We start from the raw sequence: 14,144 nt of genomic DNA, 5'->3' as shown, positions 1-14,144 counted from the left end.
CTTCTGCCCCTCTTTTCCGCTTGCCGCCCGCTTTCCGCAGATTCAGGGGCACTTCTGCCCCTCTTTTCCGCTTGTCGCCCGCTTTCGGCGGACACATCATTGCATCGTAGTTTCCCGCGCAACAAAAAATGCCCCCGCCGACACTCCGGCAGGGACATCTCATTTACAAGACACAGGGGTCTTAGTTAAACCCGCTGCTGTTCACGAATCGGCGGAATGCCGCCTGGCCTTCCGGTGTGCGTTTGTAGACTCCCGCATGCTCCAGAATATGCGTGAACTTGGTGCCTACCTCGTTCTGCACCGTCTTCACCGCTTCCTCGCGGCTCAGGGAGGTGCCGAAACGGCCGGCCAGCTCCGCGATCCAGGAGGCATGCAGCGCAAGCGGATGATCAGCACCTTGGCTCTGGACGGCTTCAAGCAGCGCGGTGTCTCCGGCCAGAACGCCAGCGACAGCATCGAGCTCTTCCTTGAGGCGCCCCGGCAGAATCGCCAGGCCCATAACCTCGATCAGGCCGATGTTCTCCTTCTTGATGTGGTGCATTTCCCGGTGCGGGTGGAAAATCCCTTCGGGATATTCTTCGCTGGTCCGGTTGTTACGCAGCACCAGATCCATCTCATAGCCGCCGTCTTCTGCCCGGCGGACGATAGGTGTAACCGTGTTATGCGGCACGCTCTCCCCGGTCTCTTCACTGAAGGCCAGGACATCAGCTGACGGATCGCTGTAAGTCTTCCAGGCCTCATAGATACTGTTGCCGGCTTCCAGCAGCACGGCAGGATCTGCCCCGTGCATCCGCAGCACAGACATCGGCCATTTCACAATGCTTAGGCTAACGCCTGGATATGCAGCATGGGTGAAGCTATCCTCTTTGGGTGCCTTCTGGATGGGGAAGGTGTGGCGTCCGCCCTGGAAGTGATCATGGGTCAGAATGGAGCCGCCGACAATCGGCAGATCGGCATTCGAGCCGATGAAATAATGCGGGAAGGATTCAACAAAGCTAAGCAGACGCTTCAGCGTATCCTTCGTCAGCTTCATCGGCACATGATCATGGTGGAACACGATACAATGCTCGTTATAGTACACATACGGCGAGTATTGGAAGAACCATTTCTCATTGTTCATCGCGAGCGGAATCACGCGCAGATTCTGGCGCGGCGGGTGATTGACCCGTCCGGCATAGCCGACATTCTCGCGGCAGAGCTGGCATTTCGGATAGACCGGCGGCGGGAGCAGCCGGGCCATGGCGATTTCCTTCGGGCTTTTCTCCGGTTTGGAGAGATTGATCGTCATCTCGATATCCCCGTAAGGCGAATCCTGAAGCCAATATACATTCTTGGCCACCCGGTCCATACGGATATAGTTGGAATCAATGCTCAGCTTATAAAAGCGGTCAGTGGCCGCCTGAATGCCCTGCTCCGCCTGGATCGCTGCAAATTCTGCATTCACCTCGGACGGCCGGGCCATCAGAAGGCCCATGATCTTGGCGTCCAGCAGATCGCGGTATGTGTCTGTATTCTCCGGAATCAGCCCGGTCTCAAACCCGTAGTCGATCAATTGATCCAGCGGGGCCTGCGGACTCTCAAGCGGACCTTCAGTGAATTCACCGGCATACGGCTCACTGAAGCCGAACTGGTCCAGCAGTTCATTGCGGCTGTAATCAACGTCAGCCGGCTGAATCAGCTCCTTGTGCTGCGCGAACAGGACCAGCTGTTCAATCGCATACAATGCCTTCTCAGAGGCTGCAGCCGTAATATTATCGTTCTGCATTTCAATTCTCCTTATTTGCTGCAACCTGTATAGCTGAACTTAAGATATTAACTTAAGCCATAGACGTCACTACGGTGAATATTTGGACTTCCGGCCGTTGTTGTCCCCAGATTTCTTGATTGACCCGCTGATTGCGGCTGAAATCCGGTGACTGCTGATGCTTCCGAAGCGAGCTTTCCTGCGGAAAGCTTTCAGGCGGTCGCTAACGCTCCTACAGTTCCAAAATCCCCCTTCGATCCTTCTGGCTTTTTATTTTTCTTTTGTTCATCTTAGGATTGCTTATTCTTCAAGCAAGGCTTCCGTACTGTTCACAACAAGTACAGTGGCAGGCTTAGCCGCCGTACCCTTCCGGATTCGCGGAATGCCAGTTCCAGGCGCTTTGGATGATGCCTTCCAGATCGTCATGCTGCGGGTCCCAGCCCAGGATCGTCCGGGCTTTGGCCGAAGAAGCGACCAGTACCGCCGGATCACCGGCGCGGCGCTCCTGGATTACAACCGGAATGTCCAGGCCGGTGACCTTCTTCGCAGTTTCAATCACCTGCTTGACGGAGAAGCCCAGGCCGTTGCCCAGGTTGAAGATATTGCTTGCACTGCCGCTGCGCAGGTAGGTTACCGCACGGACATGCGCATCCGCCAGATCGCTGACATGGATATAGTCGCGTACGCAGGTTCCGTCTTCTGTCGGGTAGTCTTCGCCGAAGACCGCGATGTTCTCCCGCTGCTTAAGTGCAGCCTGGAGCACCAGCGGAATCAGGTGGCTCTCCGGACGGTGGTCTTCGCCGATTTTGCCGCTGGCATGTGCACCTGCAGCATTGAAGTAGCGCAACGCTACGTATTTGATGCCGAGCACCTTGTCGAACCAGGCCATCATGCGTTCCATGGTCAGCTTGGTCTCCCCGTACACATTCGCAGGTTCAGTGCGGTCCGTTTCTTCAATCGGCACCTTTTCCGGTTCGCCGTAGGTTGCGGCGGTGGAGGAGAAGACGATTTTATCCACTCCGGCATGCTGCATCGCTTCGAGAAGACATTGTGTACCATACACGTTGTTGTCGTAATATTTTACCGGATCCTTCATGCTCTCGCCCACCAGGGAACTCGCTGCGAAATGGATGACCGCTTCAATCTTGTTCTCGGAGAAAAGCTTGGCCAGCAGTGCCTTGTCACGCAGGTCTCCCTCATACAGCTTGCCGCCCAGCAGCGCCTCGCGGTGCCCTGTCAGCAAATTGTCGATAACTACAACCTCTTCGCCCCGGTCCAGCAGCTCCGCCACTGTGTGGGAACCGATATATCCTGCTCCACCCGTTACCAGAATCGCCATCTTATTTCACTCCTTTCAGTTCTTCGACGCCGTTACCGATCGTGCATACATAGAACTCGCCGGTCAGACCGGATCTCTTCTTGTAAGCTTCGCCGACTTCGGCAATGAACCGCTGCACATCATCCTCATGCACCAGAGATACTGTACATCCGCCGAATCCTGCACCTGTCATACGCGAGCCGAGTGTTCCCGGAATACGCTGTGCCTCTTCAACCATGATGTCCAGCTCTTCGCAGCTGACTTCATACAGGTCACGCAGGGAGACATGGGAGTCGTTCATATAGAGTCCGAATTGCTTCAGGTCATTGTTCTTGAGCACTTCAACCGAATCGAGCACACGCTGGTTCTCTTCCACCACATGGCGGGCGCGGCGTCTGACGGTTTCGTCGGTGATTTTATGCTGATGAAGCTCGAATTGTTCAGGTTTAAGCTCGGCTAGGTAGGACAGGGTTGGCACCTCTTGCTTCAAAATAGCCAGAGCCTCCTCGCATTGGCTGCGGCGCTCATTGTACTTGGAATCCACAAGGCCGCGCTTCTTGTTCGTATTGCCGATAACCAGCTTGTAGCTGCCTGTCACAAAAGGAACCAGGCTGTATTCCAGGGTGTCGCACATCAGCAGGATGGCCTGATCGCGTTTGCCGTTGGCGACAGCGAACTGGTCCATGATGCCGGAGTTTACGCCGACATACTGGTTCTCCGCACGCTGGGACAGCAGGGCGATCTCTACAGTATCCGTGTCTCCGCCAAGCAGCGTCAGGAAGGCATAACCTGTTACTACCTCGATGGAAGCGGAAGAGGACAAGCCCGAGCCGTTCGGAATCTCTCCGTGGAACAAGAGGTCATACCCTCCGGATACCGGAAGATCCTTCTTGGCCAGCTCGACCATCACACCCACCGGATAGTCAACCCACTCGCCGGTTTTGGCTTTGCCGATTTCGCTGTAGTCGATAGAGGCTTCATAAGGGAAATTCGTTGATGCGAATTGAACCTTACCGTCCGAACGCGGACGTACGATAAGGGTAGTTCCGAAGTCCAGTGCTGCCGGGAACACGTACCCGCCGTTGTAGTCCAGATGCTCTCCGATGAGATTCACACGGCCCGGTGCGTAGAATACCCGCGCCTCTTCGCTGCTCTCCCCGTATTTCTCGATAAATTTACTGTTAAGTTCCTGTACACTCATTATTGCCACTCCATCCTTTCGCTGCTTGTGCTTGGGCTTGCAACTTGCTTCCTTCATGCTTACATTATAATAAAATCAGACTTGCCCTGATAATGCAATCATGTGTGCAATACATGGACAAATGTGACTTCCAGCCGCCGGGAGGATATACTGGAGATAAAGATTCATTTCTGCGCTTCCCCTCATGCTAAGCTATGATAGCGTTATATTCAAGAAAGGCGGATGGCCGTTGGAACATACCTATTCCGTAGGATCAAATCCCGTGTATTTCGATCAGCAGCCTCTGCATGTGCTGTTCGCCGGGGAGAGCCAGACGCTTCCGCTTCATCAGGCCGGCCCCAAGATCTACGATTATTATCTGCTTCACTACATTGAGTCCGGCTCCGGTGTCTTCCGGACCGAGCAGCGCAAATATGAACTGGGAGCGGGAGACTGCTTCCTGATCCATCCGGCCCAGCTGGTGAGCTACATCTCGGATCAGCAGCAGCCCTGGCGGTACCGCTGGGCCGCCTTCACCGGAGCGGACGCGGAGCAGCTCGCCTTGCAGGCCGGCTTCTCCCCGGAGAAGCCGGTCCTGACCTCGGCTGAAGGCAGTGTGATCCCGGGCGCACTCGCCGGGATGATGTCCGCCTTCTATGCGGGCAAGGAGAGCGCGCATCTGACCTCGCTCGGCTATCTTTACCTGATCATCGGCGAAGCATCCGGTCTGCTGATCTCCTCGTCACGGTTGCCCGGGGCAGAATCGCAGGTCAAACGCACGGTGAAGCAAATGATCAACTATATGGCTTCCCAATATGCCCATCCGGTCTCCATTGAACAGATGTGCGGCAGCCTGGGCTATAACCGCGCTTATCTGTCGCGCATCTTCAAGCAGGAGACCGGCCTCTCGCCGGTGACCTATCTGCTGAAGCTGCGCATTGAGAAGTCCCGCCAGCTGCTGCGCGAACGCCCTGAGCTGTCGGTAGAGCAGGTCGCAGCCTCCGTCGGCCTGACCGATGCCCTGTACTTCTCCCGGCAGTTCAAACGCTTTTGTGCCCAGTCTCCCAGCACTTACCGGCAGGCAACTGCCAATCCCGGGGAGAAATAGGCTCAGGAGAGCATCCGCCGTTCTACCAGAACTCCAATTAAGCCAACAGCCCGTTTCCTGTTCCGGAAGCGGGCTGTTTCTTGTCAATTCTATAGATTACTCAGGCTTCATCCTCTGTTCCAAGGATCGTCTCAATCCGTTCCAGCTCTTCCTGCGAGAAATCGCCATGCGCCAGAGCGGCAATATTCTCCTCGATCTGGCTTACCCGGCTGGCGCCGATCAGCGCCGAGGTCACCTTGCCGCCGCGCAGCGTCCAGAGGAGCGCGAACTGGGCCAGGCTCTGGCCGCGCGCTACCGCCATCTGGTTGAGCGCGTGAATCTTGCGCAGCACCTCCGGCGTAATCCGGCTCTCGTTCAGGAAGGCGGATGGCCCGGCGGCCCGGGAATCGCCCGGAATGCCGTTCAGGTATTTGCTGGTCAGCAGGCCCTGCGCCAGCGGTGTAAAGGCGATACTGCCGACGCCATGCTCCTCCAGCACATCCTGCAGCCCGCCTTCGATCCAGCGGTCGAGCATGGAATACCGCGGCTGATGAATCAGAAGCGGTGTTCCGAGCTCCTTCAGGATGCCAATTGCCTGCTCCGTCTGCTCGGCCGTGTAGTTGGACAAGCCGATGTAGAGCGCTTTGCCTGAACGCACGGCATGATCCAGTGCTCCCACCGTTTCTTCCATTGGTGTTTCCGGGTCCGGACGGTGGGAATAGAAAATATCCACATAGTCCAGTCCCAGCCGTTTCAGGCTCTGGTCCAGGCTGGACAGTATATATTTGCGTGAACCCCAGTCGCCGTAAGGGCCGGGCCACATATAATATCCCGCCTTGGTGGAGATTACCAGCTCGTCACGGTACGGAGCCAGATCCCGGGCGAGAACTTTGCCGAACATTTCCTCTGCCGAGCCTGCCGGAGGACCATAGTTGTTAGCCAGATCGAAATGGGTAATTCCGAGATCGAAAGAGCGGGTGATCATCTCACGGCCATTCTCATAGGTATCGATACCGCCGAAATTATGCCAGAGGCCCAGTGAAATAGCCGGAAGCTTGAGGCCTGACCTGCCAGTGCGGTTGTAACGCATGACTTCATACCGTTCATCGTTAGCCACATATACCATTGCTTATCCCTGCCTCTCGTTTCCTCAGTTGATTCATTACCCTAATTTAAACTCCCGACAGACTTTATAATCTTCTCAAGGGGAAAAGCATGAATCCTCACCCGAGCAGCCCCTGTATTCTGCCCATCACATCGCCGATCCGGTCGGTAATAATCAGATCTGCCTGGTGGTCATACGGGGTCGGATCGCCGTTAAGCAGTACCGTATGCCTTCCGCGGAAATAGGTGATCAGACTCGCCGCCGGTTGGACGGTAAGTGAAGTTCCGCCAATAATCAGCAGATCCGCTGCCGCAATCGCCGCCACTGCGTCGACCAGTACATCGTGATCAAGCGCTTCCTCATAGAGCACCACATCCGGCTTAATAATGCCGCCGCATTCCGGGCACAGCGGTACAGCAGCCGTCTGCTCCAGAATCTGCTCCAGACCGTAATAGGTATTGCAGTCCATGCAGTGATTGCGGTGAATCGAGCCGTGCAGCTCCAGCACCCGGCGGCTTCCCGCCAGCTGGTGCAGACCGTCGATATTCTGTGTAATGACTGCCTTCAGCTTGCCTTTGGCTTCAAGTTCAGCCAGCAGCCGGTGGGCTCCGTTCGGCTTCGCCTCCGGATGAATCATCTTGCTGCGGTAGAAATCAAAAAAAATGTCCGGCGAGGACATGAAAAAGCTGCGGCTCAGCATCACTTCAGGCGGATAAGGAGAGTTGTGCTGAGTCTGGTATAGACCGGCCGCCGAACGGAAATCCGGTATGCCGCTCTCCGTTGATGTTCCGGCGCCGCCGAAAAAAACAATATTCCCGCTGTCTTTGATCCAGGAAGCCAGTAGCTGCAATTGATCCATAGAGTCCACACGTTTCCTCTCTGTACTGAAATGAAATCAGAATGTTAACCGGAGCTGCGGATAGCCGGAAACAACAATATCCGCATCCAGCAGGTGGGCTGCGGCCCCGTCTGGAGACAGACCCACAGCAAGACGCAGTCCGGCTCCCTTACCAAGCTGCATATCCGCATTACTGTCACCGATAATGACCGTCTCCCCGGGCAGCAGGCCCAGCTCCCGGCAGGCCGTCTCGGCCATCTCCGGTGCAGGCTTGCCGTGCTTCACTCTGTCTCTGGTGACGACGGAATCAAAATAACCGGATATCCCAAGCCACTCCAGCTGCTCGCGGGTAGTGGCCATATGGTCGGAGGTCACTACACCGAGCTTCAGGGAAGCGGCCGCACACTGCTCCAGAAAAGCATGCAGCCCCGGCATTGCTACCGCCGCCCTCCGCCGGCGCAGCTCGTTCATAGCTTCCTTGGAGATCGCATTCACACGCGTTACCGCTTCATTCCAGGGAACGCCGGCAGCATACAGCTGCCAGGCCAGAAGCCCGGTCGTTTCTTCGGCGGTCGCCATGGAGAGCGGTCCGGCGGGATCATAGCCGGTCACCTTGCCGTTGGCATCATGAACCGTACCCAGCACAGAAGCAATATCCGGCCCGGCTCGCGGCAGGCCGCCGATGAATGCCAGCTGGCTGCCCAGCCCTTCCAGAATCAGATCAGCCCAGCTTCCCCAGGTGGCAAGCAGATCCAGCAGCGTTCCATCCTTGTCGAACAGGATGCCCCTGCACGGAACGGATATCTCATTAATATGCAATTCAGGCATTCAGACTGACACTCCTCTCCCAGGCGGAGTTACTTCCGTCATTCGGTGCTCACTTGCTCTGACGCAGATTCCCTATCCAATCCAGCAAGGCCCGCGCAGTGCGTGTCTGCTGCTCTTCCTCTGTGATGGTGGCTGTCCCGTCACCCTTCTGGGGGCCGTAGCTGCCGAACTGGGCATGATTGCCACCGTTGACTGGCGTGTATACAGTGTTGCCCGGAAGATAAGCCCGGCCTTCGTTATAGCTCTCCTGATCAACCACCTTGTCCTCCGTACCCAGCACCGACAATACGGACAGCGTAGTATCCTTCAGACTGCCCTTCTCATCCGGGTAGGAAGCCAGAAAAAAAACGCCTTCCAGCTGGTCGGCATGATCTGCGGCGAAGCGCGAGGCCATTACCCCGCCAAGCGAGTGTCCGCCAAGCACAAAGGACTGCTTCGGATGCACGCGGATAATCTCTTCGGCAGCATTCCCCTTGATCACGGCCAGATTGAGCGGCATTCTCGCGATATAGAACGGGTGGCCGGCTGCTGCGACTTTCCTGGCAAGCGGAGCATATGCTTCCGCCTCGACCAGTGCGCCGGGATAAAAGATCACGGCGGTGCCGAGTGCAACCGATGGCTCGAACGAGATCCAGTTGTCATTCTGCTCTACTGTAACTCCCCCGGCAGAGACAAGTGCGGATTCGGCTCTTTCAGCAGGCTGATACGGAGTCAGGTACTTCCATATAAACACCCCTGCCACCAGCAGAATCAATACAATTCCTATAAGCACATTGCGTTTGGTACTGCTTTTTCTCAATAGAATTCACTCCCGGATACTGCATACAGAAAATTATAGTGTAATCAATGAAATCAAACAACCTTCAACACTTCGCCACATATGGCGGCCATGAGAGCGCTTACCATTGTGATGTATTTCACAATTTATTTACCGGAAATCATGTATTTTAAAATTAAAGTATTAAGCATCGCGCAAACCGCATTTATTGGAGGTAACGTCATGACCCGGGAAAGCTCGCTCGACACGCGTGGAGAAACGTTTTTTCTTAATTTACGCTTCATGCTTATTGTAACTGTCTTTGTGGCCAATGCGATCGAACCCCTGATTCTTGAAATGAGCGGACTCCACACCCTGTACCAATGGATCTTCAGCTTTCACATGCCGCTGTTTGTGCTTGTGACCGGTTACTTTGCCCGTAAAAGCTTAAATGGCGCGGCCGGCCGTAAGGTGCTGCTGCAGATCGGACTGCAATATATTATTTTTCAGAGCCTCTACTCCGCACTCGACATTTCCTTATTCCATGTAAATAACATACAGCATTCCTTCTTCGCTCCTTACCTGCTGCTGTGGTTCCTGGCCAGCCACGCCTTCTGGCGTCTGCTCATGCTGGGGATGAGCCGCTGGAGCAAGAGCGCCCAGTTTGCGTTCGCCATCGCCGCAGGTGTGGCTGTAGGTTATCTGCAGCTGGATGGAATCTGGTTCAGCATCAGCCGCACCTTTGTCTATCTGCCCTTTTTCGTCATCGGATATCATTTCTCATTCGGAGCTTTCGTTAAGCTGTATCAGCAATATGTCAAAACCGCTGCCGCTGCCGCTTCCCTCCTGCTGCTTATAGTGATGGGCGTAGCGGGACGCGATCTCCCGATGGGCTGGCTGTTCGGCAGTATGACCTACATGCAGCTCGGTGCCCATGAATGGTATGCGGGTGTGTTCCGGCTCGCTGTGTATGGTCTGCAATTTGCCGCTTCGCTGGCATTTCTGGGCCTGGTCCCTTACGGGTTAAGCCGCATGACAGACTTGGGACGCCGCACCCTCTACGTCTTCCTGCTTCACGGATTCATTGTCCGGGCGGCTGCCGTTTCCGGCCTCTATGCCTATATCGGAAATGCTGCGGGTGCCGCTCTTCTGATTGCAGGCGCAGTATCCTGCACGGTGCTGCTGGCCCAGCCCGCTGTCAGACGTATGCTGAACCCGTTGGTTGAGCCGTCTGTAGACTGGATGATCTCGCTCCAGCGCGCCGCCATCCGGCGCTCACTTTAGTAATTATTCACAGAAACCTCTTCCCTTATTAATATGTAGAAGCCTGTCCCGCCGCGGATAGGCTTTTTGTGTATGAATTCCTGTGGAGGACAGTGTAGCCGTTTCCATTGGTATGCCGGGAGATGACTGCGACAAACTTCACATTGCCCGGTAGAAAAATGAGGTTTTTTGTGATAGACTCTCTATTAACGTTCGTATCCAATCCGCTTGTTTTATAGAAACGGCTCCGCCCTACTTCTGTTTACTGCAGGAAGCTGGACCTTGATCCTTCTATAAACCGCAGACACGCAGCTTTTGGGATTGCAATGCGTTAATGCGGCACTATATTTGTTCTCACCGTTCCAAGAGGTTAGGCTCACAATACTTTTAGGGGGAAATTTCATCATGGCAAACAAGAAAATGCGTTCAGACATGATCAAAAAGGGCTTTGACCGCGCTCCGCACCGCAGTCTTCTGCGTGCTGCAGGTGTTAAGGAAGAGGATTTCGGCAAGCCGTTCATCGCAGTCTGCAATTCCTATCTCGACATTGTACCGGGTCATGTGCATCTGCAGGAATTCGGCAAAATCGTTAAGGAAGCTATCCGTGAAGCCGGGGGGGTTCCGTTCGAATTCAATACCATCGGCGTAGATGACGGTATTGCCATGGGACATATCGGAATGCGCTATTCGCTCCCAAGCCGCGAGATTATTGCCGATTCTGTGGAAACGATGGTTTCCGCTCACTGGTTCGATGGAATGGTGTGCATTCCCAACTGTGATAAAATCACCCCGGGCATGATGATGGGCGCACTGCGCGTCAACATCCCGACGATCTTCGTCAGCGGCGGACCGATGAAGGCCGGCGTAGACAGCAAAGGCAAGAAGCTATCCCTGACATCCGTGTTCGAAGGCGTTGGCGCCCATCAGGTCGGCAAGATCAATGACGCTGAACTGCTTGAACTGGAACAATTCGGCTGTCCAACCTGCGGATCATGTTCGGGTATGTTCACAGCCAATTCCATGAACTGTCTGGCAGAAGCTATGGGCCTTGCTCTCCCGGGCAACGGCACCATTCTGGCTGTTGCCGAAGAACGCAGAGATTTCGTCCGCAAATCAGCTACCCAGCTAATGGAGCTGATCAAGCTGGATCTGAAGCCGCGTGATATCGTAACCCATGAATCATTGGACAATGCCTTTGCGCTGGATATGGCTATGGGTGGTTCCACCAACACTGTGCTGCATACCCTGGCACTGGCTCAGGAAGCTGAAATTGACTATCCGCTGGAGCGCATCAATGAAGTAGCCAACCGCGTGCCTTACCTGGCCAAGCTGGCTCCGGCATCCGATATCTTCATCGAGGATGTGGACCGGGCGGGCGGCGTCAGCGCTGTGCTGAACGAGCTGCTGAAGAAGCCGGGCGCCATCTTCGGCGACTGCATGACCGTAACCGGCAAGACTCTGGCCGAGAATGTCACGGGTCATGAGATTCAGGATACGTCGGTTATTCATACAATAGACAACCCTTATTCCCCGGTAGGCGGATTGGCTGTACTCTACGGCAACCTGGCTCCGGAAGGCTCCATCATCAAGGTTGGTGCCGTAGATGCTTCCGTTGGCGGCTACCACAAGGGCCCTGCCATCTGCTTCGACTCCCAGGAGCAGGCGCTGGAAGGGATCGCGAACGGCAAGGTCAAAGAAGGCCATGTCGTTGTTATCCGGTATGAAGGTCCGAAGGGCGGACCGGGTATGCCGGAAATGCTGGCACCGACTTCGCAGATCGTCGGTATGGGTCTTGGCGCCAAGGTCGGCCTGATCACCGACGGCCGGTTCTCCGGAGCGTCCCGCGGCATCAGTATCGGCCACATCTCGCCGGAAGCGGCTGAGGGCGGACCGATTGCTTTTGTCGAGGATGGTGACATCATCGAGCTGGACCTGAAGGGCCGCAAGATTGAGCTGCTGGTTGAAGAAGAAGTGCTGGCTGTCCGCCGCAGCGGCTGGAAAGGCTTCGAACCGAAGGTGAAGACCGGTTACCTGGCCCGTTACTCCAAGCTGGTTACCAATGCAAGCAAAGGCGGCGTGCTGAAGATCTAATCGGCCGCAGCCTGAGATAGAAAGAACGAACTGAAAGGGCAGTCTCCTCCGTTAATGCGGCGGGACTGCTCTTTTTTGACATGTAAGGGTCCTTTAATACACGTGGCGCACTTAGCAGGAATCACCCGAAGGGTCCCTATCGCTGTTCGCTAGGGAAATGTTGTACACTCTGCAACTTTGATTCATCGATAACGGGTTGTTCCGGAAGATTGTTGTATGAAATACAATAATCTTCCCGCTAAGCCGCCTGGAGGAGGTGAAATCCTGCATTTCATACAACATTTTCCGGTTATCTCCGATTTACCTCGGGAAATGTTGTATTTCGTGCAGGATTTCGACTTAGGATGGAGGTCTCAGGATCTCCGTCCGACACAGGCAGCGAACATATCGGCAATAGCTCCAGATATATAAAAAGCCCCGCCAGCCCATTCAGGCCAGCGGAGCATAAGAAGCAGCTTCAGTTGCGATATAGATAAATATCAAAATTTATAAGTGCTGTTTGCCTGCTGCATTCAATGAACAACCGTTGCTCCGGGCAGTTCAAGTTCAGCTTCAAGGGAATGCTCCTCTTCCCGCACCCGCTCCCGCTGCTTCACCGGCTTCTGCGGCCGATGCTGGTTCATCTGGTCGAGCAGCTGCGACACGGGCATCAGCATCATTTTGGGTACCAGCAGCTCACTGCGGACTTTAAGTCTTGCTCCGCCTGACGGGTGAATGACGCTGAGCAGAATACTGAGATAGAATTTGGTGGAACTTGCGAACAGGCCGCTTGGCAGATCCAGAACCATGAATCCGAATTTCTCCGGCCCGCGGTTCAGCATGCTCACACCGTAGAGCGCCTTGGCTTCCGCCAGATCCACATCACCGGCAATCCGCTCCGCAAGCACCGGGAGATCCTTCTCCATGCGGCGGATCATGCGGATGGCAAGCTGTGCCGAGGAACGCGAATGAACCCCCAGCTCGAACAGCTGCCTGTTGTCGATATGCAGCTCTATTACCTTGTCGCCTTTGCTTAAGGTCTCGCCGTTATCCATCTGCACGGGATTCCCCTGATACTTACGCAGCCGGTAATGCAGGAACGGATCTGCCGGTGAGATCGTCTTGATCTGGAACAACAGCTGGAATACCTGTTCCCAGGCCAGCCATAAGCCGACAACCAGCCGCTTGCCGAAAGACAGCCTTGTGATAGGTGATTCCTGCACCGCCTTGATCATCTTGTCAATCCGGATACTTCGCAGCCCCCGCCTATCCGCTTCCTGAAGCATCCGCTCCAGGGCAATAAGCATATGCTCCGGTGCATGCGGATCGGCACCGAGTGTAGTACCGCAGTCATGAAGCAGCATGACCTCACCCGGACCCAGCTTGGAGATCAGCTTCTCGGTCAGCCGTTCCGCCCCCAGCTTCTCCTTCCAGTCGCCGAACATGGCCGACCAGAGTACAATCTGCACCTGACGGCGCTTGGAGAAGTCAAACAGGTTCACAATTCCCCACGGCGGACGGTAATAGGTGCTGCGCTCGCCGGTTATTTTGAAGATAATATCATCGGTCCGCTGAATTTGCTTCCTCACCGTTGCCGGACGCATCAGCCAGTTCGTCTTGTGCACATAATTGTGAATCCCGATGAGATGCCCTTCGTCATGCATACGCTTAATAATCTCCGGATGCGCTTCAGCATGAGCACCAACCACGAAGAAAGTCGCCTTAGCTCCATAGCGCTTAAGCAAATCCAGCAATAACGGTGTATAATGCGGGTCAGGTCCGTCATCAAAGGTCAGGCCATAATCCGTGCGCCCGATTCCCTTGCGAAAGACACGATAACCAAATATACGGCTGATCATTCCAGGAATGAAAGCATAAAAGGTAGAAATGTAAAATAGCCAGAGCAGCAAAGTCTGCATGTAAATTCCCCGCTTTTCCAGAGTTGACTTTGGCT

11 protein-coding genes are annotated in these 14,144 nt (G+C 54.9%); 3 read left to right on the top strand and 8 right to left on the bottom strand.

Annotated elements, in window-relative coordinates; genetic code table 11:
• Window positions 1-181: 181 nt before the first annotated feature.
• The 3 genes from GC101_RS21185 to GC101_RS21175 form a co-directional block, all read right to left on the bottom strand.
• Window positions 182-1,765: a UDP-glucose--hexose-1-phosphate uridylyltransferase gene (locus tag GC101_RS21185; protein WP_171718866.1), complete on the bottom strand. Its 1,584-nt coding sequence runs from the start codon at window positions 1,763-1,765 to the stop codon at window positions 182-184.
• Between the two features lie 331 nt (window positions 1,766-2,096).
• Window positions 2,097-3,083, bottom strand: coding sequence for a UDP-glucose 4-epimerase GalE (gene galE / locus GC101_RS21180; RefSeq protein WP_171718865.1), 987 nt, complete (start codon window positions 3,081-3,083; stop codon window positions 2,097-2,099).
• 1 nt (window position 3,084) lies between these two features.
• Window positions 3,085-4,263, bottom strand: a complete 1,179-nt coding sequence (locus GC101_RS21175) for a galactokinase (RefSeq protein ID WP_171718864.1) — start codon at window positions 4,261-4,263, stop codon at window positions 3,085-3,087.
• 229 nt (window positions 4,264-4,492) lie between these two features.
• On the opposite strand from GC101_RS21175, the gene GC101_RS21170 reads away from it, so the two are divergent.
• Window positions 4,493-5,350, top strand: coding sequence for an AraC family transcriptional regulator (locus tag GC101_RS21170; protein WP_246354437.1), 858 nt, complete (start codon window positions 4,493-4,495; stop codon window positions 5,348-5,350).
• A 100-nt stretch (window positions 5,351-5,450) separates the two neighbouring features.
• On the opposite strand, the gene mgrA is transcribed toward GC101_RS21170, so the two are convergent.
• The 4 genes from mgrA to GC101_RS21150 form a co-directional block, all read right to left on the bottom strand.
• Window positions 5,451-6,455, bottom strand: coding sequence for an L-glyceraldehyde 3-phosphate reductase (mgrA, locus tag GC101_RS21165; protein ID WP_171718862.1), 1,005 nt, complete (start codon window positions 6,453-6,455; stop codon window positions 5,451-5,453).
• A gap of 97 nt (window positions 6,456-6,552) precedes the next feature.
• The gene (locus GC101_RS21160; protein WP_171718982.1) at window positions 6,553-7,293 is read right to left on the bottom strand and encodes an NAD-dependent protein deacylase; all 741 of its coding nucleotides are present in this window, start codon (window positions 7,291-7,293) and stop codon (window positions 6,553-6,555) included.
• Between the two features lie 36 nt (window positions 7,294-7,329).
• A complete protein-coding gene (locus GC101_RS21155; RefSeq protein WP_171718861.1) occupies window positions 7,330-8,100 on the bottom strand; it encodes an HAD family hydrolase in 771 nt (256 codons plus the stop codon).
• Between the two features lie 49 nt (window positions 8,101-8,149).
• A complete protein-coding gene (locus GC101_RS21150) occupies window positions 8,150-8,899 on the bottom strand; it encodes an alpha/beta hydrolase (protein ID WP_171718860.1) in 750 nt (249 codons plus the stop codon).
• Window positions 8,900-9,100: 201 nt separating this feature from the next.
• On the opposite strand from GC101_RS21150, the gene GC101_RS21145 reads away from it, so the two are divergent.
• Together GC101_RS21145 and ilvD are read left to right on the top strand one after the other, a co-directional pair.
• A complete protein-coding gene (locus GC101_RS21145) occupies window positions 9,101-10,141 on the top strand; it encodes an acyltransferase family protein (RefSeq protein WP_171718859.1) in 1,041 nt (346 codons plus the stop codon).
• Window positions 10,142-10,525: 384 nt separating this feature from the next.
• Entirely contained in the window at window positions 10,526-12,211 is a 1,686-nt protein-coding gene (gene ilvD / locus GC101_RS21140; RefSeq protein WP_042234058.1) for a dihydroxy-acid dehydratase, read from the top strand.
• A gap of 512 nt (window positions 12,212-12,723) precedes the next feature.
• Here the strand turns inward: ilvD and GC101_RS21135 are convergent.
• On the bottom strand, window positions 12,724-14,109 hold the full coding sequence (locus GC101_RS21135; protein ID WP_171718858.1) for a polysaccharide deacetylase family protein: 1,386 nt from the start codon (window positions 14,107-14,109) through the stop codon (window positions 12,724-12,726).
• Between the last annotated feature and the right edge of the window lie 35 nt (window positions 14,110-14,144).

The sequence above is a fragment of the Paenibacillus phytohabitans genome, from assembly GCF_013141775.1.
Classification (GTDB): domain Bacteria; phylum Bacillota; class Bacilli; order Paenibacillales; family Paenibacillaceae; genus Paenibacillus_AQ; species Paenibacillus_AQ phytohabitans.
The sequence above is the reverse complement of the archived record's forward strand: the minus strand, read 5'-3'. Positions and strand labels throughout refer to the sequence as shown.

Coding starts and splice junctions, on each gene's coding strand:
- GC101_RS21175 (WP_171718864.1), bottom strand. CDS start 4,263: ATGAGTGTACAGGAACTTAACAGTAAATTTATCGAGAAATACGGGGAG.
- GC101_RS21160 (WP_171718982.1), bottom strand. CDS start 7,293: ATGGATCAATTGCAGCTACTGGCTTCCTGGATCAAAGACAGCGGGAAT.
- mgrA (WP_171718862.1), bottom strand. CDS start 6,455: ATGGTATATGTGGCTAACGATGAACGGTATGAAGTCATGCGTTACAAC.
- GC101_RS21155 (WP_171718861.1), bottom strand. CDS start 8,100: ATGCCTGAATTGCATATTAATGAGATATCCGTTCCGTGCAGGGGCATC.
- ilvD (WP_042234058.1), top strand. CDS start 10,526: ATGGCAAACAAGAAAATGCGTTCAGACATGATCAAAAAGGGCTTTGAC.
- GC101_RS21185 (WP_171718866.1), bottom strand. CDS start 1,765: ATGCAGAACGATAATATTACGGCTGCAGCCTCTGAGAAGGCATTGTAT.
- galE (WP_171718865.1), bottom strand. CDS start 3,083: ATGGCGATTCTGGTAACGGGTGGAGCAGGATATATCGGTTCCCACACA.
- GC101_RS21145 (WP_171718859.1), top strand. CDS start 9,101: ATGACCCGGGAAAGCTCGCTCGACACGCGTGGAGAAACGTTTTTTCTT.
- GC101_RS21135 (WP_171718858.1), bottom strand. CDS start 14,109: ATGCAGACTTTGCTGCTCTGGCTATTTTACATTTCTACCTTTTATGCT.